23 protein-coding genes are annotated in these 22,182 nt (G+C 58.5%); 6 read left to right on the top strand and 17 right to left on the bottom strand.

Going from position 1 to position 22,182, the window contains the following annotated elements:
• Nucleotides 1-3 precede the first annotated feature (3 nt).
• Together Q0792_RS18205 and Q0792_RS18200 are read right to left on the bottom strand one after the other, a co-directional pair.
• The gene (locus Q0792_RS18205) at nt 4-405 is read right to left on the bottom strand and encodes a DUF4864 domain-containing protein (protein ID WP_298844192.1); all 402 of its coding nucleotides are present in this window, start codon (nt 403-405) and stop codon (nt 4-6) included.
• A 59-nt stretch (nt 406-464) separates the two neighbouring features.
• Nucleotides 465-2,048 carry a lysine--tRNA ligase gene (locus tag Q0792_RS18200; RefSeq protein ID WP_298844187.1) on the bottom strand — a complete coding sequence of 528 codons (1,584 nt, stop codon included), beginning with the start codon at nt 2,046-2,048 and terminating at the stop codon, nt 465-467.
• 171 nt (nt 2,049-2,219) lie between these two features.
• Here Q0792_RS18200 and Q0792_RS18195 point away from each other — a divergent pair, with 171 nt between their 5' ends.
• The gene (locus Q0792_RS18195) at nt 2,220-2,588 is read left to right on the top strand and encodes a tellurite resistance TerB family protein (protein ID WP_367276789.1); all 369 of its coding nucleotides are present in this window, start codon (nt 2,220-2,222) and stop codon (nt 2,586-2,588) included.
• A gap of 15 nt (nt 2,589-2,603) precedes the next feature.
• Here Q0792_RS18195 and dacB read toward each other — a convergent pair whose 3' ends face one another.
• The 11 genes from dacB to Q0792_RS18140 all read right to left on the bottom strand — a co-directional run bounded on the left by dacB (nt 2,604) and on the right by Q0792_RS18140 (nt 13,761).
• Nucleotides 2,604-4,115, bottom strand: coding sequence for a D-alanyl-D-alanine carboxypeptidase/D-alanyl-D-alanine-endopeptidase (gene dacB, locus Q0792_RS18190; RefSeq protein WP_298844181.1), 1,512 nt, complete (start codon nt 4,113-4,115; stop codon nt 2,604-2,606).
• A gap of 83 nt (nt 4,116-4,198) precedes the next feature.
• Nucleotides 4,199-4,804 carry a nicotinate-nucleotide adenylyltransferase gene (locus Q0792_RS18185; RefSeq protein WP_298844177.1) on the bottom strand — a complete coding sequence of 202 codons (606 nt, stop codon included), beginning with the start codon at nt 4,802-4,804 and terminating at the stop codon, nt 4,199-4,201.
• 55 nt (nt 4,805-4,859) lie between these two features.
• Entirely contained in the window at nt 4,860-5,333 is a 474-nt protein-coding gene (locus Q0792_RS18180) for an MOSC domain-containing protein (RefSeq protein WP_298844174.1), read from the bottom strand.
• A 9-nt stretch (nt 5,334-5,342) separates the two neighbouring features.
• Entirely contained in the window at nt 5,343-6,644 is a 1,302-nt protein-coding gene (locus Q0792_RS18175; protein WP_298844171.1) for an alpha/beta hydrolase, read from the bottom strand.
• A gap of 92 nt (nt 6,645-6,736) precedes the next feature.
• Complete coding sequence (locus Q0792_RS18170) at nt 6,737-8,896, bottom strand: pentapeptide repeat-containing protein (RefSeq protein WP_298844168.1); 2,160 nt, start codon at nt 8,894-8,896, stop codon at nt 6,737-6,739.
• A gap of 128 nt (nt 8,897-9,024) precedes the next feature.
• A complete protein-coding gene (locus tag Q0792_RS18165) occupies nt 9,025-9,597 on the bottom strand; it encodes a hypothetical protein (protein ID WP_298844166.1) in 573 nt (190 codons plus the stop codon).
• Between the two features lie 190 nt (nt 9,598-9,787).
• Nucleotides 9,788-10,450, bottom strand: coding sequence for a hypothetical protein (locus Q0792_RS18160; protein ID WP_298844163.1), 663 nt, complete (start codon nt 10,448-10,450; stop codon nt 9,788-9,790).
• A 4-nt stretch (nt 10,451-10,454) separates the two neighbouring features.
• Entirely contained in the window at nt 10,455-10,931 is a 477-nt protein-coding gene (locus Q0792_RS18155; RefSeq protein ID WP_298844160.1) for a hypothetical protein, read from the bottom strand.
• A 45-nt stretch (nt 10,932-10,976) separates the two neighbouring features.
• The gene (locus tag Q0792_RS18150; protein ID WP_298844157.1) at nt 10,977-12,119 is read right to left on the bottom strand and encodes a nucleotide disphospho-sugar-binding domain-containing protein; all 1,143 of its coding nucleotides are present in this window, start codon (nt 12,117-12,119) and stop codon (nt 10,977-10,979) included.
• The gene (locus Q0792_RS18145) at nt 12,119-12,721 is read right to left on the bottom strand and encodes a TetR/AcrR family transcriptional regulator (protein WP_298844154.1); all 603 of its coding nucleotides are present in this window, start codon (nt 12,719-12,721) and stop codon (nt 12,119-12,121) included. The genes Q0792_RS18150 and Q0792_RS18145 overlap by 1 nt, the downstream gene beginning before the upstream one ends.
• A gap of 536 nt (nt 12,722-13,257) precedes the next feature.
• Nucleotides 13,258-13,761 (bottom strand): hypothetical protein, encoded by a 504-nt coding sequence (locus tag Q0792_RS18140; protein WP_298844152.1) that lies wholly within the window; start codon nt 13,759-13,761, stop codon nt 13,258-13,260.
• 398 nt (nt 13,762-14,159) lie between these two features.
• On the opposite strand from Q0792_RS18140, the gene ettA reads away from it, so the two are divergent.
• Nucleotides 14,160-15,809, top strand: coding sequence for an energy-dependent translational throttle protein EttA (gene ettA / locus Q0792_RS18135; protein ID WP_298844149.1), 1,650 nt, complete (start codon nt 14,160-14,162; stop codon nt 15,807-15,809).
• Nucleotides 15,810-15,821: 12 nt separating this feature from the next.
• Here ettA and Q0792_RS18130 read toward each other — a convergent pair whose 3' ends face one another.
• A complete protein-coding gene (locus Q0792_RS18130) occupies nt 15,822-16,985 on the bottom strand; it encodes a hypothetical protein (protein WP_298844147.1) in 1,164 nt (387 codons plus the stop codon).
• A gap of 356 nt (nt 16,986-17,341) precedes the next feature.
• Here Q0792_RS18130 and Q0792_RS18125 point away from each other — a divergent pair, with 356 nt between their 5' ends.
• Complete coding sequence (locus tag Q0792_RS18125) at nt 17,342-17,911, top strand: VPLPA-CTERM sorting domain-containing protein (RefSeq protein ID WP_298844146.1); 570 nt, start codon at nt 17,342-17,344, stop codon at nt 17,909-17,911.
• A gap of 141 nt (nt 17,912-18,052) precedes the next feature.
• Here Q0792_RS18125 and Q0792_RS18120 read toward each other — a convergent pair whose 3' ends face one another.
• Nucleotides 18,053-18,526 (bottom strand): DUF2938 domain-containing protein, encoded by a 474-nt coding sequence (locus Q0792_RS18120; RefSeq protein WP_298844145.1) that lies wholly within the window; start codon nt 18,524-18,526, stop codon nt 18,053-18,055.
• Between the two features lie 100 nt (nt 18,527-18,626).
• Between Q0792_RS18120 and Q0792_RS18115 the strand changes: the two genes are divergently transcribed.
• The 3 genes from Q0792_RS18115 to Q0792_RS18105 all read left to right on the top strand — a co-directional run bounded on the left by Q0792_RS18115 (nt 18,627) and on the right by Q0792_RS18105 (nt 20,715).
• Nucleotides 18,627-19,112, top strand: a complete 486-nt coding sequence (locus Q0792_RS18115) for a histidine phosphatase family protein (protein ID WP_298844143.1) — start codon at nt 18,627-18,629, stop codon at nt 19,110-19,112.
• 174 nt (nt 19,113-19,286) lie between these two features.
• Nucleotides 19,287-20,027 (top strand): VPLPA-CTERM sorting domain-containing protein, encoded by a 741-nt coding sequence (locus Q0792_RS18110; protein ID WP_298844141.1) that lies wholly within the window; start codon nt 19,287-19,289, stop codon nt 20,025-20,027.
• A gap of 442 nt (nt 20,028-20,469) precedes the next feature.
• On the top strand, nt 20,470-20,715 hold the full coding sequence (locus Q0792_RS18105) for a hypothetical protein (RefSeq protein ID WP_298844139.1): 246 nt from the start codon (nt 20,470-20,472) through the stop codon (nt 20,713-20,715).
• A gap of 77 nt (nt 20,716-20,792) precedes the next feature.
• On the opposite strand, the gene Q0792_RS18100 is transcribed toward Q0792_RS18105, so the two are convergent.
• Together Q0792_RS18100 and Q0792_RS18095 are read right to left on the bottom strand one after the other, a co-directional pair.
• Nucleotides 20,793-21,056 carry a hypothetical protein gene (locus tag Q0792_RS18100; RefSeq protein WP_298844137.1) on the bottom strand — a complete coding sequence of 88 codons (264 nt, stop codon included), beginning with the start codon at nt 21,054-21,056 and terminating at the stop codon, nt 20,793-20,795.
• 123 nt (nt 21,057-21,179) lie between these two features.
• Nucleotides 21,180-22,169 (bottom strand): ABC transporter substrate-binding protein, encoded by a 990-nt coding sequence (locus tag Q0792_RS18095; protein ID WP_298844135.1) that lies wholly within the window; start codon nt 22,167-22,169, stop codon nt 21,180-21,182.
• Between the last annotated feature and the right edge of the window lie 13 nt (nt 22,170-22,182).

Raw genomic sequence — 22,182 nt, 5'->3', positions numbered from 1 at the left:
CGCTCAGGCATTCATTTCCGAGCTGTCGAGGATCTGGACACCATTGATGCGCCAGCCCTCAGCCGTTTCCAGCATCCGGTAGTCCAGAATATGCACCGTACCTTTTTCGTCCGTGATCATCACCCGCTGCCAGAACGCGCCACTCTCCTCGCGCAGTTCCAGAAACCGGAACTCGGAGAACCGCCAGACCATGGGATAGCCCTGCGTGACCATGCGCTGGAAATTCTGCGGCGACTGGAACAGACGCTGCAGGTTCGGGCTGGCAAAGGTAAAGGCGCGGTCAAAGTCATCCGCCTGAAACGCCTGCAACTGCCGGTCAATTGTGGCCTCGATGTCCGCAGGTTCGGCCTGAGCCGCACAGGTCATAATAAGGCTGGCGATGACCGCAAAGATCCCTGAACGCATGGCATGTCTCCCCTGATACACGTCTCAGGGTAAGTCACGGCGGGCGCGCGGCAAGTGTTTCAGGCGTCTTTTACCAGCTCACCGGCCAGCGCAGCATCAATCAGCGCCACCGTCTCGTCTACCCCATAGAGCGCGATAAAGCCGCCGAACCGGGGGCCCTGGCTCGCGCCCAGCAGCACCTCATAGAGGGCCGTGAACCAGCCGCGCAGCGGATCGAAACGCTCGCGCCCGCAGGCATAGACAATGGATTGCAACGCTTCGTCATCGGCCGGGCCATCGTAGGCCACCAGCTGATCACGCAGATCCTGCAGCGCCTCGCGCTCGGTATCATCGGGCAGCCTGTATACTTTTCCGGGCTTCACGAAATCGTTGAAATAGCGCACGGCAAAACCCGCCGCTGCATCCATATCCGGATTGTTTTCCGGATTGGTTTCAGGAGCATAGCGCTTAATAAAACCCCAAAGCTGCGACTTGTCTTCTGCCGCCGACACGCTTGCGAGGTTCAGCAGCATCGAGAAAGGCACAACCATATTTGATGTCGGCACATCGCCGGAATGAATATGCCAGACCGGATTGTTCAACCGTTGAACTATATCCTGGGTCGCAAAGGCGCGCAGCTGCTGGTGGTATTCATCCACCGCCTTCGGGATCACGTCAAAATACATCCGCTTGGCGGTTTTTGGCTTTTGGAACATGAAGTACGACAGGCTCTCGGTGCTGGCATAGCTGAGCCACTGATCGATCGAAATTCCGTTGCCGGACGATTTGGAAATCTTCTGTCCGTTTTCATCAAGAAACAGCTCATAGCTGAAATGCTCAGGCTTTTTGCCGCCCAGAATCTCGCAGATCCGGTCGTAAATCGCGGTGTTGGTGGCGTGCTCCTTGCCGTACATCTCGAAATCAACGCCCAGCGCCGCCCAGCGCGCGCCGAAATCAGGCTTCCACTGCAGTTTTACGTTCCCGCCTGTGACCGGCAGCGTCCATTCGCGCCCGTCCTCATCATCAAAAGTGATTGTGTAGTCGACCGCATCGACGTTTTTCATCGGCACATAAAGCACCCGGCCGGTTTCCGGATGGATCGGCAGGAAAATGGAATAAGTCTGCTGACGCTCCTCTCGCAGGGACTTCAGCATCACCTTCATCACGTCATCGTAACGCTCGACCGCGCGTTTCAGCACCTCATCGAACTGACCGGAGCGGTAAAACTCGCGCGCGGAATAGAACTCATAGTCAAACCCGAAAGTGTCCAGAAACCGGCGCAGCATGGCGTTGTTGTGATGGCCAAAGCTCTCATGGGTGCCGAAAGGGTCCGGCACGTCCGTCAGCGGCTTGTGCATATGCTCTGCCAGCATTTCCTGCTGGGGCACATTGCCCGGCACCTTGCGCATCCCGTCCAGATCGTCCGAAAAACAGATCAGTTTCGTGGGAATGTCCGAAATCTGTTCGAACGCGCGACGCACCATGGTTGTGCGCAGCACCTCGCCAAAGGTGCCGATATGCGGCAGACCACTGGGGCCGTAGCCAGTTGAGAAGAGCACATAGCCCTTTTCAGGCGGCGCCTTGGCATAGCGTTTGAGCACCCGGCGTGCTTCCTCAAAAGGCCATGCTTTGCTGGTCATCGCGGCGTCACGGGTCTCAGACATCATCCACTCCGGGGTTTTGCCCCGCGCCCCATGCGCAGGGTTTTGCCCGTCCCTATTGCCTTGGCCCGGTGGCGTCAATAAATTGGCTGCATTCCTGACCAGTGAAAGCAAACCCCCGTGCCCGACAGCCCAGCCCACGCGTTTAACGCGCAAGACAGTCTTGTTGCCCTGATGATCGCCGTCTCCGCCTCTGATGCGGATATCCGCACGGCGGAACTGGTCAAGATCGAGGCGGCGGTACAGATGCTGCCGATCTTTGCTGAATACGATCCCGACCGTATGAGCGTCGTCAGCCAGGTTGTCTTTGATCTCTTCGAGCAGGAAGACGGGCTGGACGCGCTTTTCGGCCTGATCCGCGAAGCCCTGCCCGAGCGCCTCTTCGAAACCGCTTATGCGCTGGCCTGCGACGTGGCCGCCGCCGACGGAACCCTGGGCGAGGCAGAACTGCGCCTGCTGGAAGAAATCCGCTATGAGCTGTCTCTCGACCGTCTGCATGCCGCGGCCATCGAACGCGGTGCCCGCGCGCGGCATCTGACCTGACGGGCCAGAACAGGATCAGTTGTTGGCCGATACCGTTCGTTCGTTAAACGCCGAGCCCCAGCGCATGATCAGTCGCCGCTGAAGGCGGCGCGACCGGTTTGCCCAGGTCCGCCCGCCGGGAGGGCGTTCTCGCTGGTCCTGGGTCAGACTGGCGCGGATGTCTTCGTCTGCTGAAAAAATCGCGAAAACCAGCTCGCGCCCTCCCGTCGCTGTGGCATAGCCTGCAAGGCCGGAGACGAAGTTGAGCGTACCTGTCTTGGCATCGGCTTTAACCGGATGGTTGTTCGTTGTGCGCCCTGCGGCGTCCAGCAGCTTCACAGGCTTCAGAAGCGGGCGCAGCAGCTCTGCATGGCCCAATGCACTCAACCCGCGCACCATATCAACGGCACTGATCCTGCTTGCACTGCCAAGCCCCGAATGATCTGCAAAGGCAGGTCCCACCATTCCCAGGTTTTCCTGCGCCCACCGGTTCATCTCGCGCGCAGAGGCCGCGAGTGTCGGCACCTGTCCGGCCCGCGCATAGGTCGCCGCCAGACCAACCATTTCTGCGCTGAGGTTGGTGGAAAACTTCAGCATGCCCTGCAGTACTTCGCTGAGCGGAGCACTTTCCACAGCAGCCACTTCTTTCGCCGGTGGAAGAATGCTGATCACCGCAGGTGGCTTGAGAACAATTCCGTTTGAACGAGCGAGTGTTGCAAACACCTCGCCCGCATAGAGCCCAGGCCGACGCACCGGCAGCCAGCGTGCACCTTCGCGCCCCAGTGCGCCCCGCGCCACGGTCCAGTTGTCGCGCCCGTCCGCGTCCCGATAGGTGTAAACCGGCTGACCACGATCCGCGATCGACATGCGCGCGATATCCACATCAGGCCGGTACTTACCCGTCCGGGCATCCATTGTGATCGTGTAATCGCCCGATACCCGTTTCCACTCGAAATGAACCCGGTTGAAGTTCAGTGCAATGCCAGAAACCGCCGGGTTATACCCCACGTGGTCCGGTTGGCCCGGGTCGATTGCGCGTACCGAAAGCACTGGTCCTTCGTGGACCACAAATCCACCGCGGACCTCACGGATACCTGCCTCTTTTAGGCGGGCGGCCAGCAGCGCAAGATCACGGGTGTCCAGGGTCGGATCACATCCGCCTGCAAGGATCAGATTGCCGTCGAGAATCCCATCGGTGACCGGGCCGGTCGCCATCAGGCGCGTGCGGAAGCGGTGGCTAGCGCCAAGAACGTCCAGAGCATAGAGCGCGGTAATCGCCTTGGTCACGCTGGCCGGTGCAATGGGCATATCCTTGCCCCGCGCCTCGAGCACCTCGCCCGTAGTTGCATCTGCCACAGCGAACACCACATCCCCGCTGATACCGGCTTCGCGCACAAGAACGTCCGCTTCTGGCAGGCGGGGGCCGCCCCGCAACACCGGCCGGGGTGACGTCAGAAGCCCCTGTCCCAATACGGGTGCCGCGAGGCTCGCGGCAGCGCCTGCCAGCAGTCCGCGGCGCGTCAGGTTATGGATTGCCTTACGGTTCATCTGGCCGAGTTAACCCCAGGCAGCACGCCGGCACAACCGTCTGTGACATCACAAAGGAGAACATGAAAAAGCCAGAGCCGGGGTCAGGCGGTCCAGTCTCCGGCAGCGCGGATCTCGGACGAAGAGTGCGACACCATCGGCACATTTACAAAACACCATGCGGGGGCATCCGTCTGCGCCAGCATATGGCTCGCCCGCCCGGCAATCCGGTAATTTCTGAACCGCCTGGCTGCGTGACTCATGCGCGCAGAAATCCGGTCACCGGGCCGGGCCAGAACGCCCACAGGGACATTGTGCATGATCCATTCCCAGTCCTGCCAGTGATGCAGCTGCGCGAGGTTGTCTGCTCCCATGAGCCAGACAAAGCGGACACCCGGGAAGCGTTCCTGCAGCGCGCGGATGGTCCGTGCTGTGTAGCGCGTACCCAGACGTGCTTCGATATCTGTGACCGTCACCCGCGGGTGCTGCATCAGGTCGCGCGCGCGTTCCATACGCTGCACCAGCGGTGCTGGACCGCGCTTCTTGAGCGGATTTCCAGGGCTCACCAGCCACCAGACGCGGGACAGACCGAAACGTTTCATGGCCTCGCGGGTGATATGCACGTGGCCGTCATGTGCTGGGTCAAATGACCCGCCCAGCAGGCCGATCACCTCTCCCTGTCGCGCTATGGGAAACCGCTCGCCCGTCATCTGCCTCTGCCACCACCGTCGGTTTGCGCCGTTGAACGTTGCCGGCCACGCATTGTCAATGCCCGGAGTCCTGAAGCGGTGCAACGCTGTCACCGACTGTCAGACGGCCGGGCGTCAGTACCCGCGCGCACATTCCACCAAGCCCGCGCACTGCAGAATAGCCCCCCGGGCCAAAGGCCTCTTCCATCCGGCTGCAGGGCGCACAGATACCTGTCATTTCCAGCTCCGCGCCGCCAATCCGCAGGCGCCGCCCTCTGAGAGCAGCCAGATTGAGGCCCGACACAACGAGATTCCGCCGCAGAACTGAAGCAGCCACCGGGCCAGTTCCCAGCATCGAACCGATCACAGCCAGATGTTCAGCCTGGATCAGCGTCACAGCGCGTTTCTCTGATGACCCGTGATCACCTTCCAGACCACGCGGACCGGTACTGACGGAAGCCACGGTGCTCATCTCAGCGCGTCGCGCCGTACGCAGCAGAATGGCCTCAAGCCGCCCGGGCTGCGCGTGCCGCCGGATCATCTCCTGCATCTGCACGTCTCAGCGCTCCGAGCCGCTGATAAATGTATCCACAAGGTCTGGCAGACGCTCCAGCGGATAGTTGGGATGCAGCTGCCAGAACCCGTCGTCTCCCCGTTCAAGCGGGCGCAGCGTCCCTCCCGGAAAGGCCCGCGTGCGCAGTGCAAGCACAATATCGGACAGCACAGCAGGGTTGCTTCTGAAATAGGAGTGCCCCCGGCCGCTGATGTTCTCTACCCTTATGAAATGCACCAGTTCAGATTTGCCCAGCCGCTGAATGTTCTCGGGTGACAACACATCAGACGTGGCAGATCCCAGCCGCGGCACGTTGGTCAGAATGGACGACAGGCGCAGCGCTGCGTCCGCCGGGTTGATATAGATGTTGATCTGTTCAAATGCTTCAGAAAAGCGCTCAGCCTGCAACCGCTGGCGCACCACGCCGGTGTCCAGATCAGCCGCCGCGAGGATCAGCGTGCCGGTTTTCATCGACGTTTTCGGTGGCTTACCCCGGCCCCGGTGATAAATCACCAGTTCGCGCAGCGCTTTGGCCATGACATCCGTTCCGCGTGAATGCGCAACGATATCAATGTCCTCTACTTCGGGCATCTCTGCGAGCAGCCTCAGGAACTCCTTGGCGTGAAAAACGCTGAAATCCCCGGCTTCGCGGTCGCGGAAATACCCAAGAGGGCCGCCATTTCCGGCAGGCCAGGCAAATGCAACAGGGATGCTGCCCCGTCCCACATAGTGCCAGATGTTTGCAAGCGACGTGATGGACCGGTCAAAATCGTTGCGCACACCATGAGTGAATACCAGAATCCGCCGGTTTCCGGTGCGGGCGATTTCTTTTCGGATGGCCTCCTGAAAAGCCACGCCCCGGCTGTCGTAGTCGGCTTTCTCCGCCGGATCAAAGATAAGCTCTCCTTCGGTCCGCGACGTGGCCAGAGGAACTGCGCGAAAGCGCACAATTTCCTCGACTGACTCCACACTCAGATCAGACAGGTTGCGCCTGCCATCAACGTGGGTACGCGCCACAAGATCCGGCCAGTCGCTGGCACCAAAGCGTACCTGCGCGGCGCCAAAGGCCATGGCTTCCGACCGCTCAGACCCATACGTCAGACCACCTGTCCCCGTTTTTTCAGGGGCCCGGTCAGTCACATAGAAAATGCGCGGGGTCACAGTGCGCAAGACTACGGGAACGCTGTTTGTCGGATAGTTGGTACCGGTGGAGTAGATATTGGGTGGCGGCGCCAGGACTGCGTTCTCAATGCCACAGGCAGCCAGCGCTAAAGTCAGGCCAGCAAGCTGCAGTTTCAGATGTTTCATGGGCACTCCCTGTTACGACCCGCCACAGCGCTAACATGGGAACTTGGTTTTTCAAAATCACAACCAGACCTGGCTTATACTCGCGCCGGACGTCAGGGGGAAACAGGTCCGACTTCGTCAGGGGGTTCAGACACCGTGTCGGCAGGGGGGGCAACCTGCAGCGCTTCATCAAGTTCCGGCACCAGGTCGAAAACCGGGAAGGTGTCGGAGGCTGCGGACCAGTCTATGTCCACCGCGCCCGCCCACTCTACGTCGGGCCCATCCAGCCACTCCTGCGACATAATGCGATGAACATCGGCCTCCAGCCCCTGGTAATCGACCGCCGGCACCTCCAGGGGAACGCCACCGGGACGATCGAGCGTGATATAGACCGGGTCACAGAAATAGCCGGTCGGTTCAACAGGCTGGACAGATTTCACCCACCGCTTCCAGACGTCATCCACGATGACCGTGCGGTTTGAGGCATCGTCCTCCGCCATAGCGGCTGTGATCCCCTGGCGTGTACGTTCGTACCAGGGGGGATCCGGTGTGAACGACCCACCCCCGCCAAGCCCACCTACGGGTTCATCCGACCAGTGCGCCGGCGGTACGATGCCGGACGGTAACTCTGTGGATAAGCGCCCGAAAGCCTCTGCGATCACGTCCTGTGTCAGCAGTCCGGAAAGGTCTTTCAGCCGGGCTTCGGTCAGGCTGCTCCCGGCAAAGCTGAACGGTTCATGAAATTCCGCATCCGGTCCGGGTATCGGGTTCTCAAAATCCACACCGGCAAGGTTGGAGAGCGTAAAACAGGTTTCAAGAACGACGTTTTCACGAAGCTTTGCGATCGTCAGATTGCTTTCGAGAAAAGTGCTTCTGGTCAGATCCGCACCCGTGAAATCCGCATCCGTGAACTGGGCGGCACCTGTCCGCAGCCCATAGAGGTCAGACCCGGTAAACCGAGCACCCGACAGATCGGACCGGATCACCACGCCGCCTTCGAGAATACTCCTGAAAAATTCCGCCCGCACCAGCTCCGAGCCCAGAAACAGGACATCGCCCAGATCCGCATAGTCCAGCCTCGCGTGCGACAGATCGCTTTCGAGAACCCGCGAGGAATACACATTGCCAAACTCCATACCGGCAAAGGAAAAGTCAGACCTGATGATCCCGAGGCCGGACAGGTCGGCCCCCTGCAACGAGGCATGCCGCAGAATAACAGTATCAAAAGTACTGCCCCGGAAATTTACGCCAGAAAGGTTCGCGCCCTGCATCTGCGCGCCGGTCAGATCCGCACCACGCAGGCTGGCACCCGGCAGAAAGGCGTTGGTCAGGTCAGCCCCGCGCAGATCCCTGCCCGAAAGATCGGGCGCTTCCAGAGCGTCAAGCCGGTTCTGCCACTGTTGCTCAATCTCGGAAATGCGTGCCCTGTCAGTATCCTCGCTGAGACCTGCCGATGACACCCAGAGCTCAAAGGGCTGCCAGTCAGCCGGTCGCCTGGTCAGTTCTGCCTCGCGCAGATCGGCCTGCGCCAGCGGAACCTGGAAACCTTCGGGCACGCCTAGCGAGGCAAGAAGGCCGCCTTTGGTCCTTTCCCAGGACACCAGCACGCAGGTAACAAGAACAATGGCTGCAACCACAAAGAAGCGACGCCCGATACCAGCCAGAGACTGCCGCGACACGCCCCGCATCCGTCCCTCAGCAGACCGCAGCGACAACAATCCGACAACTGCAGCCGCCCAGAGGCAAACAGCGGCTACGACTGTCATCGGAAAATCATGCAGCGGCATGCCCCTGATCCAGATCACCAGCAGCACAAACAGCCCGAACGCCCAGCCCAGAGCGAGCGCGATACTCACAATGCTCGTGCCCAGCACGCTCGGGGCCATGGACCCGTCCGCCCGCGTCCGGCCCCGGTACCAGATGGCTGCAAGCGCAAAGATCGTCGGCGCCACTTGGTCACTCAGCGGCATTTCTCCAGAACCACTAGTGGGCGCGGCCTCGCCGATATGATCCCACAATGGCATCAGAAAGATATGCAGATAGACATAGATCGCCGCGATCAGCACAGGCGCGGCCAGAAAAAAAGCAGCGGGGTTCACATCGACGCTTACGACAGGCAGGGTCGTTGCCGCGCCAAAAGCAAAAAAATCGGCGTCTTTGTGACCCATAAGAGTGATGCCCACAAAAACCAGTGCCAGCAACAGCCCGATCCAGATACTGCGCAGATGCAACGACAACTCGTTGATTTTCGCGATCCGCTGTTCGTTGTCCATGTCCGTCTCCTGCTGATCCGGGCGCCGGCCGGCGACACCCCGCAGGATTTCGGACTACGCGGTATTAAGCAAGCTTTTGTGTGCTGTCCTGCCAGTCGTGCCTGGTCCTGAAACCCCGGTCGGGCACATCACTGACTGTTATAGAAATCCGACTGTCCGTCGTAGTAACTCGCGTCGGCCTGATGGTTGTCATACTGCTGCCGGTAGTACTCCTGATCGTTCAGCTGACGCTCGTATTCCACATGCTCCTGCTCGATAAATGCGTCGTGATCAGCACAGGCATCGCAGATGCCAGCCTGTGCCGCAGCACCGCAGCGTGCGCATTCGCCCGCCCCTGTGATCACCTGCCCCGCCGGCATGACCGACCCGCTGGCCCGCGCGGCCATGCCCGTCGGATTACCCTCTTCGGCACTGGCGGCCTGCAGCTGGGCGTAAACCACTTTCATGCTTTCCCACACGGTCAGCAGCTGGCCCAGGTATACTTTGTTACCTTCGACAAAAACCGCTTCAACCATATCCGGAAGCCAGGCACTCAGCCCTCGTTTTTCGCCTCTGATGTAGGCTTCGGTCGCGTCAATCTGGCTCTGTACATAAGCGATGAAGCCGTCTGAAAACGCATCCCGCCAGTGGGCCCGCATCAGCCTGCGCCGCTCGCCCTCCGGCAGGATCAGCACTGAACTCAGCATTTCCTGATAGGTCATCGATGTCGCCCCCCCTGAACACACGCAAAAGGAGCATACAGCGGTTTTGCCGGTTTGCGTATCTTTGTGTTGAGAGAACTCTCACTGCCATCAGACATGCCCGTCGACGGATGACCGCAGTGCCGGTCAGGCCGACACCTCTGCCTCTGCCCGCGAAATCAATGCCTGCTGTGCATTGCGCCGGGGAAGCTCAGAATTCAGTTCCCAGAAAAATAACCGCCAGCGGCACCGGTGAAACAGCCAGAATGATCGTCAGAAGGGTCGGGATCGGATTAAAAATTCCGCTGAGCCCTGCGATCATCATAATTCCGCCGCCACCGCCAATAATTGAATTCCCCGGCATGTTCACGGCGACCGCCAGCGCGATGTAACGGTACCGCATGGCGAAATGGAAAACGCGTTTTGACTGACCTTCCAGAAGCATCGCGACACGCTCTTCCTGCGACAACGGCCCCGCGCGGGCAACCAGCGCGGCCGCGCGCTGCATCCTGAAGACCTGCAACAGCCGCTCCAGTGCGCTGACCGGCAGGAAACGTCCTATTGTGAAGGCCAGCATCATGGCCGCAACGGTGCAGACGTAGATCAGAGGCGCTATCGGTGCTCCGAAGCCGGCGAGCAGCGCCAGGCCTATCTCGGCTCCTGGCACGAACGGCATTGCAAGAAACCCGATATAGGCCACCGCACCGATCATGATTGCCCTGTGAACGTGTTGTTCGTTGTCAGGCCGGATCTGCAGGTCCAGTGCTTCCCGGATCAGATGCACGCCCCACGTGGCCAGCACAATCAACGCGATCAGCGCGCCGGTCTTTACGATAACGCCGGCCAGGGCCGGAGCCCGCGAGTTCACACTCATGTCCCTAACCTGATACCGCCCCGGTCGCTGTTGCGGTGCCTGCGGCACGGACAGGGATCTGGTTGGTCCAGTACCAGCGGCGGGTCGTCCACGTCGCATCGACAACCACGTTCTCGCCTGTCACCGTGCCATACCAGACGACAGTATGGGGGGCATCCGGGCAAATCGTGGTGGTCGTAAAGTGGATCACTCCGTCGATGTTCCTGGTCTGGTATTCAGACCAGCCAAAGTTGCAGTACTCCTCACAATCGGTCGACTGGAACCTGCCATCGCGAAAGATAATGTCGTCTTCAAGCTCTGCACCGCTGGACAGATCACGACCCGATATCCGGAATGTCATACCATCCAGCGCACCCGTCGCAGCCCAGTCACCTTCGGGCACGGTGAGATCGGGAAGGTCGTCGTTCATGACAACAAGGGTTGCCGCACCAGTGCCGAGCGTGGCGGCGGCAATCGCCGCGATCTGCAGAATCTGAGGCATTTTATGCTCCGGTTACTTTCTGAAATACTAGGTGGTTTGAAAAAATCAGGCTGGTAGTGTTTCCGGCACCATCCGCTCCATGATGTATGCGGCTGCCGATGCCCCGTCCAGTGGCGAGACGACTTTTGCATGTTCCTGCGCGGCCTGCCTGAAGGACGGATTGCCGAGCGCCCGGACTGCCGCTTCTTTCAGTGCCGCTGCATCGGCATCACCCGGAAGCGCAATACCGACACCCATCTTCTCCACCAATGCTGCATTTGGCGCCTGATCATGCGGAAACCCGGGGATCACCACCATGGGCACGCCGTGTTTAAAGGCACGCATCATGGTGCCGTGCCCGCCGTGGGTGACGCAAAGAGCGGCGTGCGCAAGAATGGCATTATGGTCGGCATATCGTACGACATGCGCATTTTCAGGGATCTTCAGAGCGGCCGGGTCAATGGCCATGCTTGTGGTCATTACCACGTGGGCATCAACACCGCCAAGCGCATCCAGTGCAGTCTGTACTTTTTCCGGAGCCCCCAGTTCGGTAGTGGTATAGCTGACCAGCACCAGCGGTGTCGGATCGTCTGCCGCCCAGGGCAGATCAATCGGCTGTGCAGGTGTTTCATTATCCAGCACGGGTCCCACATGGGTGACATGATCCCAGCCCGGCAGGGGTGCGTCGTCGAAAGCTTCGACCGAAGTGACGATCATGCGCGTTTGCGCTTTCCAGAGCGTTTGCATGTCCGGCAGTGGGTCAAAGCCTGCAGCAGCACGCAACTGACCGAGTTTGGTCATTATGCCCTGCCATTCATCAAGCTGGCGCCAGATAAAGGTGTGGCAGAATACGGATGTCGGCAGGCCAAAGGACGGCGCAATGTCCAGCGCCGCCGGAAACATGGCGTCGACCATGATCGCGTCAGGCATTTCTGTCGCGACAATCTCTTTTATTTCGTCTGCGACGTCTGGTGATGTGAGTGAACAGGCTACGCGCGTCATCGGCCCCATATCAGGGTAGTTGTCGACCTGGGTGTATGCGTTGCTGAAACCAATGGCGCGGAATCCTTCGGCCCTGATGCGGCTGATTGTGTCGGGTTTGGTCGCAAAAACAACCTCATGCCCGCGTTTGCGCAAGGCGCTTGCGACGCCAAGGCTGGGGGGCAGATTCCCGCCGCTTGAATGGCTGAGCCAAAGGAATTTAGTCATCAATTCTTCTCCTGAATAAGGGATCTGAGAGTAAAAGCTACTGTCGCGACGGAGTCTTCGAGGCTGAGCGCCTCGTCCCGGCGCAAAATTTTCCAAACATAGATGTCGGTTGCGGCAAGCAACGCGTGAAAGAGGATCTGACGCTCTTTGACCGGTTTCTTTTCAATGCGGGGGCCAAAGAGATCAGTCACCAGTCCTTTGTGGAAATCGCGTCCGACATCGAGGGCTTGCTGAAATTGCGGTGAGCGGTGCTCGTCAGCAAGAAGGCGGATTACCAGATCACCGATCTTGTCGTAGATTTTGAACATCTCCAACATGCAGCGTTCGATGTCATCTGCTGCGATATTGGCAAAGGCGGAAAAATCAACAGCATCGGGTGCTTCGGTTTCAAGTGTGGCAACCGTCAGGCCATCCTTGCTCCCGAAGGCGCGCAGGATGGTCTGCACGCTGACACCGGCGGCCTGCGCAACATCCTCCAGCCGGAACTCATCATTGGTTGCGTCAGCCAGAACCTTTGCTGCACATTTCAGGATTTTCCTGCGACGTTCGGCCGCCTGGGCCTGGCGTTTTGAGTTGTCATATGCGCGGGTAGCCAATTTCATGTAAATTAAGTTCACACGAAAATTTATTCATGTCAACGAAAGTTACATGAAATGTTTTTTCGTCGTCCGGACAAGCGCACGGGTAAGTTGCCGGGCAGTGCATCCATAGGCCCCTTTCTGTTTGATATTTGATGGCCAAAGCTCTGTTCCCTGCACTTGCAGCGGTCGAAAATTCTGGCTGGGAGAGACCAGCGTCCATGTGAAAGACGGCGACGTTTCAGACGAATGCAGCAGATGAAAAACCATCTTGCGAATCGGCAGACAATTCACTGGTTTCTCTCAGGCAAAGTCTCGTGGGAAGTCTCGCATCGTGCCAGAAACCGCGGTTTCACAGCCAGTCAGAAAATCGATGCGACGGGCCCGAAGCGGGCGCCCGGTGGTTTCAGCCACGATTGCACCCCGCTGAACAGCCTGAAAGATTGTCCGAGCAGAGCAAAGTCGCCCTTCGCTGCATGTACGTCAGCGACCGCGCCGAAAAGGGAAGAAAAAGCACAACAGAGCGGAACAGTACCAGCACGCAGGGCCTGTGCACGAGGTCAGCCTGCCTCCTTTTCTGACCTTCTTATCATCCGGACCATTGCGGGGGCGATTGATCCCAGCATGATAGGCAAAAGCTCAAGGCGCAGATAGCCATAATACCAGATCCAGCTGGAAAGCGATAAGGTCTGCCGAAAGTATTCGCTTATCAGAAGGGCGATGAGGCTGGCACCAAGGATGCCAAAACGCGCCAGCTTTAACTCGTCCTTTGAAAAGGCTGTGTCGCCGTTCTCACCTGGAAACAGATGAGCTTTCTTCAGCAACAGCCCGGCAGACTGCTCCGCAGCCGTCATTACGCACCATGCACTCGGAAGCAGCTGAAAGTACAGAAAATCTCCGGTGAACAAAGTCAGACCCGCAGCCAGCGGTAATATCAACAGCCGCAAATCCGCGCTTTTCCAGATTTTGCCGCTGTAAATCTCAAAGCAACGAAGGATCAGCCATATGACCAACGCGACGAAGACCGCCGAAAGAAAGCCAGTATAGAAATAGGCGAAAATCACCGGCACTGGCCGCAGCAACAGACTTGCCAGGGCAAGAAGGCAGCCGCGGCGTGCTGGCTCAGGGTTTCCATCGTCACTCCGGTGGCCGGATCCGGACATGCGCCCGACAAAAACCAGACCGCCCAGGATGAAAAACAGAACGACAGGGATAACGAGATAAATCATTTTTTTGGGATCTTGCTTTGCCTGACTGAGCGCCCCCAAACCTTACTGGCACATCCGGGACATTGCCACTTGGATCGCAAAGCAGAGATTCTGAGCGACCCGGAACTGCCTTTGACCGGCTCCCAGCGGGTATCAAAATTGCACCCGGACGTCCGGGCGCTTCGTGGATTGCTCCCCCGCCCGCCTCCCGGTATCACAGGGCAAAACCAGATACCCCGCACCAGGAGCACCCCATGGCCGCTTATCAGTATGTTTATCACATGTCCGGCGTCTCAAAGACCTACCCCGGTGGCAAAAAATGCTTTGAGAACATCCACCTGAATTTTCTGCCCGGGGTGAAAATCGGCGTGGTGGGTGTCAACGGCGCGGGTAAATCCACGCTGATGAAGATTATGGCCGGTCTCGACACCGATTTTCAGGGCGAGGCCTGGCACGCCGAGGGTGCCACTGTCGGATACCTGCCGCAGGAACCGAAACTCGACCCCACGCTGACCGTGCGCGAAAACGTCATGCTGGCCGTCGCCGACAAAAAGGCGATCCTCGACCGCTACAACGAACTGGCGATGAACTACTCGGACGAGACCGCCGACGAGATGGCACAGCTCCAGGACAAAATCGACGCCGAAAACCTCTGGGATCTCGACAGCCAGATCGACGTCTCGCTCGAGGCGCTGCGCTGCCCGCCCGACGATGCCGATGTCACGCAGCTTTCAGGCGGTGAGGCCCGCCGCGTTGCCCTCTGCAAACTGCTGATCGAAGCGCCTGACATGCTGCTGCTCGACGAGCCGACCAACCACCTTGACGCGGAAACCATCGCCTGGCTGCAACAGCATCTCATCGACTACAAGGGCACGATCCTGATCGTCACCCACGACCGCTACTTCCTCGATGACATCACCGGCTGGATCCTCGAACTCGACCGCGGCCGCGGCATTCCCTACGAAGGCAACTATTCCGCCTGGCTGGAGCAAAAGGCCAAACGCCTCGAACAGGAAGCCCGCGAGGACAAGAGCCGCCAGAAAACCCTCGAACGCGAGCTGGAATGGATGCGCCAGGGCGCCAAGGCGCGCCAGGCCAAATCCAAGGCCCGCATCAACGCTTACAACGACATGGCCGAACAGTCCGAGCGCGAAAAACTGACCCGCGCGCAGATCGTCATCCCCACCGGCCAGCGTCTGGGTTCCAAGGTGATTGAGGTATCGGGGCTCAGCAAAGCCATGGGCGACAAGCTGCTGGTCGAAGGGCTCGACTTCTCCCTGCCCCCCGGCGGCATCGTCGGCGTCATCGGCCCCAACGGTGCGGGTAAATCCACCCTGTTCAAAATGCTCACGGGCCAGGAACAGCCCGACGCGGGCACCATCGAAATGGGCGACACGGTGGATCTGTCCTATGTCGACCAGTCCCGCGATGATCTGGGCGCCGATGAAACCGTTTGGGAAGCCATCTCGGGCGGGGCCGAACTCATTCAGCTGGGCGACGCCGAGGTCAACTCCCGCGCCTATTGCTCGTCCTTCAACTTCAAAGGCGGCGACCAGCAGAAAAAGGTCGGCCTGCTGTCGGGGGGTGAACGTAACCGCGTGCACATGGCGCGCCTGCTGAAATCAGGCGGCAACGTGCTGCTGCTGGACGAACCGACCAACGATCTGGACGTCGAAACCCTCCGCGCGCTGGAAGACGCCCTGGTGGACTTCGCCGGCTGCGCCGTGGTCATCAGCCACGACCGGTTTTTCCTGGACCGCATCTGCACGCACATCCTGGCCTTTGAAGGCGAAGCACATGTGGAATGGTTCGAGGGCAACTTCGAGGACTACGAAGAGGATAAGAAACGGAGACTGGGGGACGTCGAACCGACCCGGATGAAGCATAAGAAGTTTGTCAGGTAAAATAGGTCTGGACTAGCGTTCCCCAGATTTCCGGTGCTCATTTGTCAGCAGGTTTCCATACCTTGCGGCCAACACCGCGTTTTCTGCGATAGATCTGCATTGGTTGAATTGCGAGGAAGCAAAGATAGCAGCCGCAAATTCGTTAGTATCATCGACAGATACAATTCGCGGCGGTTTGATGGCGAGTTTTGAAAACAGACAAATTCTGTACAGTGCTGGCGCAGCATGCAGCAGATTGATAGAAAACCCTCTTGGCACTAGCGACGCAAAAGATCGCGGATTTCCATGCAAATAGTCGTTTCTCAGGCCGTACAAATGACGGTAGGTTTTTTCCAACAGGTCAACCGATTTTCGGGTATTGCGTAGTTTGACCGAATACTTCTTCGAGCGAATTCTCTTTGGTTGTGCCGGTTCGTATCCGTCCAATAGCCTCAGGACATCCTTTAGTGCCACATTGCCTTTGCCAGGATGTGCAAGTATTTCGAACGCGCTGATCCATAACGCAATAAGCCTGCCATGGTCTGTGTCCGTTTGAGCGTATTGAAAAGGCACCCGCCCTGCTTCGTATGCCATTTCAAGAGAGCGAAAAATCGGAACGTGCGTTTTGATCTGCTGTTTTTTGACAAATGTATTCGACCAAATTTCCAAGAGGCGATCGGAAAGCAAATCAATCCCGCCTGCGTTGCTCAAGAAGCGATGCGGCAACTGCGGAGAAGACTGACCATTGAACTTTTTGACTTCGTGAAAGCCCTTCAGAGCACCAGAACTGATGACCAGATTTTTGAGGTCTTTTCCAAGCATCCATGGATAACAGTCAAAACTGTCAGTCCACATCGGATGTGTATGCGGCGAACCGTTTTTCAACATAAGGCATCTACCATACGTCGCCAGCGGCACCGCGATTGAGTTCCGAAAAGCGAGAAATGCCTGGCTGTTTTGGTGGCGCTCTTTAACAGCTTGATTGAATAAAACAAAAGACGGCCGAACCCTTTCTCCAAATGAGTCCGAAAACCTCCCAGTAAATTCCTTCAACTCGGGGAAACCATCCAGAAGAGGTGCAATGTTCGGATGACTGACAGAGGAAATTGAACCGTATCGATTGCCTAATTCCCCTTCGATTTCGATGTTTGGTAGAATTGCGACAGGAGACCATTCCAGACTAGTTGTGTCGGTCATGCTATTTTCCTCCAGTTCTCACTTTCAACTGTCGCGTATTAGCGTCCTTAGCGCCAGACCGCGGGGCGTTTGCTCAGCACACAGCCAATTCAAACCCTCCACACGCCGTCTCATTCCCGCTCCACCGCCACGTTACAATCAACAATCCCGGCGCTCATGCGGCATTGTTTCCATTCCTCACCACCCCACCGTGAACTCACCCTCGAAACACACCCCAAAGGTCAGCCCACTGCACGAAAAACGTGCACAATTTCATCGTATTGCAGCATGTTTACCAATTACAGACAGTCCGGTTGTACCCCTGCGCGGAATGTGAAAATAAGGTTAAAAGACAATTAAAAAGGGGAAGAAGTACTATGAGAATTACAACAACACTTATGGCCGGTGCATTGTTTGCCGTGTCCTCCATCGGCGCATCGGCTGCGACGCTGGACATCGACCTGGGCGATGCAACAGCCGGCGCAAACGGTGCCGGCACCGCCACAGTGCGGGAGCTCGACTTCATCGGGTTCAGCCTGGATACACCCGAGGGATTTTTCCTGGATTCCATCGCCATCACCTTTACCAGCAACGTCGGCAGCAACCTGGACGAAACATTCGGCCTTTATGCTGACGGCACGCTGATTGCGCGCACGCCGAACTTCCCGCTCAACAGAAGCGGCAAATCGGCGACACTGACCTTTGATGGTCTGCCGCAGACAAACGCGCTGGGCAACGGCGACTATGTGCTTGCTTTCGGCGGCGCCAAGTCCGACTTCACACCGGCCCTTGCTGATGCGACCTCCTCGGCAAACTTCCGGGATGGCCGCTATACGGTTACCATCGAAACCGATCTGGATCCCGTTCCGCTGCCTGCGGGCGGCCTGCTGGTGCTCAGTGGTCTTGGTGCTCTGGCTGTTGCACGCCGGAAAAAACGCACGGCCTGAGCCGAACCAGTCCGGGATACGACAGGACGGCGGGCCAGTGCCCGCCGTTTTTCTTTTGCGCATGGGCGTGATCCCTGTCGCGGTGCGCATACCGCATGCAAACGGTTCAGTGAGCCCGTGCGCCCCGGCCGCGCAAGGCCGTCAGAGCAGCGCCCCCACCCACAGCCCTACCCCGAAAACCGTGTGAGCGATCAACCCCAGAACCCTTACCCTGGTCGGATCCGGCGTGCGGGACGCCGCCATACCAAGCCCCAGCCCCGGCTGCAGCAGGAACCATCCGAAACCCAGCATCAGGATCGAAAACAGCCACGCCGGAAACAGCGTCGGTGCGGCCAGCCACGCCGGCCCCATCAACACAGCCAGCGCCACGCCATAGACCAGACCGACGCCATAGTGAAAAGCCCAGCCCAGCGGACGTTCCCCCGACACCTGTTCTGCTGCGCCGATATCTTTGTGAAAAACCAGGCCACGCGGCAGATTGGCCACCCAGCGTCCGACCATGGCCCAGTTTGTTACCGGCAGCCCCGCGACCCGGTTCAGCAGCAAAGCCCAGAGATCCAGAGCAACCGTTGCCACCAGCCCCATCACCAGTCCGCTCACCACCAGGTCCTGCACGCCACGTCTCCTCGTTCTCCCCGCGCACACTGGCACCATTGATACCGCAAAACCAGTGCCACCTCTTGATTTATGAACGCGACAGCGACAAGCTGAATGCATGATTTCACGACGCCTTTTCCTTGCCGCCGTTCCCCTCACTCTCGCCGGCTGTACCATGCGCGATGTGCCTGCGTCCGCGCGCACGACCGTTATTCTCGTCCGCCACGCGGACCGCGCGGGCGACATTCTGAACGAGACCGGCCGACGGCGCGCTGCCGCCCTTCCCGCACTGCTTGCTGAATACCCGCTTGATGCGATTTACAGCCCCGATATTGGCCGCAACCTGGAAACGGCAGAACCCCTGTCACAGGCAACGGGTCTGCCCGTAACGATCATTCCCAAGGAAAACGCCGGTGCGCAGATGACGTCAGACCACCCGGACGGCACGGTGATATGGGTCGGCAACAAAGGCAATCTGCGGACAATCTGGGAAGAGCTTGGCGGGCCCGGAACGGCGCCGCAGGAGTATGGCGAAGTCGCGGTTCTGGAGCTTCTGGAAAACGGTGCCCGGCGGGCGACGAGGCTGATTGTCGATCCGGTCTGAACGGCGGATAACAGTTTCGTAACCGGCGACAATCGGGGGAATTCCAACAGTCTTTTCCCGTTACGAAAACACAGTATCCCCAATAGATTGCATTTTAACGATGGGCGTCAGATTTCCTTGACCGGCGGCCATCAACTTGCCACATATTCGCCAGATTTTATGAGGGTTCCAGTAATGATACGTTCTGCACTTCTTGCCGCCGCCGTCGCGGCTATGGCTTCCTCCGCAGGAGCGGCCACCATCGTCATGAACGGCGATTTTGAAACTGTTGACGACCGGGCCGGTCTGACGGTTGGCGGCTCCGACGGCGATGCGCTGAACTCTCTCAGTGGCAGTACCGGCAGGGCGTCATGGGACGTCTATGATACTCTGCCAGGTGGCTGGGCCAACGCACCCGAGCGCGGCAACGGCATTGAGGTTCAGACCAATGGCACGCTGCGCGGTGTCACGGCACATTCCGGCTCGCACTACATCGAACTGGACAGCGAGCGCGGCGACGGTGTCGGTCCGAACAGCAACATGTCTCAGGCAATCTCGCTGACAGCCGGCACCTACGATCTCAGGTTCTGGTATATGAAGCGCCCTGGTGGCTCCAGCGCCGCGTCCAACAGGATCGCTGTCAACATCTGGGACTCACTGCTTGACCGGAACCCTTTGTTTGACGAGCTGCTGATCCACCCCAGCACGCTGAGCGGCCGTGTTGAGAACGGCTGGACGGAAATTGTTCACCGTTTCACGGTAACCGAAGACTATGACAACGCTCTGCTGCTTTTTGCTGCCCGTGGCCGTCAGGACGAACTGGGTGGTCTGATCGACACTGTTTCGATCTCCGCAGTTCCGCTGCCGGCGGGTGTTCTGCTGTTGCTCAGCGGTGTTGCCGGTATGGGTGCCATGCGCCGCCGGAAGAAAAGCTGATCTGACCTGGTCACGATCCTGGAAAAGGCGCCCTTAGCGGCGCCTTTTTTTGTCGCTCGAAAAAAAGCGGGCCGGCAAAATAACCGACCCGCAAGATGTTCAGTCAGACGCAGGAAGAGATACGTCAGACCGTCGTCAGAGTACGTCCTCTCTTTGAGTCACCAGGCACAAAGAGCTCGGATGTGGGAGTATTCACATCCATGGACACATACAGTTAACCACAATGCTGACATGTCTTCTGTAACCCAGGTCACATATCTTTCGAATTTTACAAAATGCCCCACCCTTCAGGGCTCTGTTTTCAAACAGAATCTTTTTTCAAGAACCTTGACGGGGCATTGTTCTTCGTCAACTTTGGCGGCGCCGTCAGAAACCAGCCACATTTCCGCCACGCTCCGACAGTCCTCTGAGGTCTCTCTCCAATGCGGATCAAAGGTGACATATGGCAACAATGGCAGCTCTCCTCGGCGGTGTTCTCGGCTTCTTTTCCTTCGTCTGGATGCTCGTCTTTTCCGATGCCGGATTTGGTGCGGCTTTGCAGACATATCTGATGGTCGGCATGGGCACGACCCTGTCACTGATCTGCCTCGGCCTGATGGCACCCAGAAGCGCTGAAGAGCCGCGTCACAACCGCCTGCAGCCTGCTCCCGCACAGACAACAGGGACAAACAGGATCCCTGCAGAATAAATACTGTCACGCTGTCAGAACGGAAAACGCCGCACAATCGCGCGGCGTTTTCTACATAATGAATGAAACGTTTTCGTTCAGAGCAGAACGCGCCAGACGAGCAGGCTGGGAACAATCATTGCAAACAGAATGCAGAACAGTTTCGCTCCGTGGCTGACACGCCCGAAAACACCGTTGCCCAGCGCGCCCTCGCCATAGCCCACAGCACTGGAAATGACGGCATAGCCCCGCGCTGACTCTCTGACCTTCCCGGCCTCGATGGACTCCAACGCACGCCGGTTGACCCGCGCCTGGCGTTCTTTCTCAGTCAGCTGGCTCTCCAGATTTTCCATGTTGCTCATAATCTTCCTCAAACTCCCTTGGCTGGGAGTCCACATGGGGTCAGATTGCTTAAAGTCCAGTGCAGATCGCGCAAAAAAGGGCCGGTACAGTGACCGGCCCTCTTCAATATCGGCGCAAACTGCTCAGTTCAGTGCTTTGTCAGTGATTGCGTGTGTCCATGCGCCTTCTGGCGCTTTGGAAATCACCGGATCCGATCCCCCCGACAGCAGCGAGGCAACTGTGCGTTCATAGTCCGCCGGATCAAGCGCACCGTTGCTGCCCGCAGTCAGCTTGGCAATCTCGCCCATCATGCGTTTCTGGTGCTTTTCGGTCTGTGCACCGCTGGCGTCGTTGTCGAGCACAATCTCAGCCGCCTCATCAGGGTTGGCTTCAGCGTACTTCCACCCTTTCATGGAGGCACGCACAAAACGGACCATTTTGTCCTCAAACGCCGGGTCAGCCAGGTTTTCCTCGAGCGCATAGAGACCATCTTCCAGTGTCGCAACACCCTGGTCCTCATACTTGAAAACGGTCAGATCGTCGGGCGTAAGCCCCGCGTCAATCACCTGCCAGTACTCGTTGTAGGTCATCGTCGAAACACAGGCGGCCTGTCCCTGCAGCAGCGGATCAACGTTGAAGCCCTGCTTGAGAACGGTGACGCCTCCATCACTGCCGTCCGTCGCAATACCAAGTTTGCTCATCCAGCTGAGAAACGGAAACTCGTTGCCAAAGAACCAGACACCCAGCGTTTTGTCCGCGAAATCGTCTGTGCTGGTCACACCCGCATCCTTGCGGCAGGTCAGCATCATGCCCGAGGACTTGAATGGTTGCGCGATGTTGACCATGCCAAGGCCCTTTTCGCGTGCGGCCAGTGCGGCTGGCATCCATTCCACGGTCACATCAGCACCGCCACCGGCCAGCACCTGCGTGGGCGCAATATCCGGCCCGCCGGGCTTGATAGTGACGTTCAGGTCTTCTTCGTCATAGAACCCCTTGTCCAGCGCCACATAGTAGCCCGCAAACTGCGCCTGGGTGACCCACTTGAGCTGCAGCGTCAGATCGTCTGCGGCCTGCGCCGCAACGCCCCAGAGCCCCAGCGCCGCCGCTGCGGTCATGCTTGTTATGGTTTTCATTATACTCTCCTTT

Origin of the sequence: uncultured Roseobacter sp., from assembly GCF_947495025.1 — a bacterium.
Lineage (GTDB): Bacteria > Pseudomonadota > Alphaproteobacteria > Rhodobacterales > Rhodobacteraceae > Roseobacter.
The sequence above is the reverse complement of the archived record's forward strand: the minus strand, read 5'-3'. Positions and strand labels throughout refer to the sequence as shown.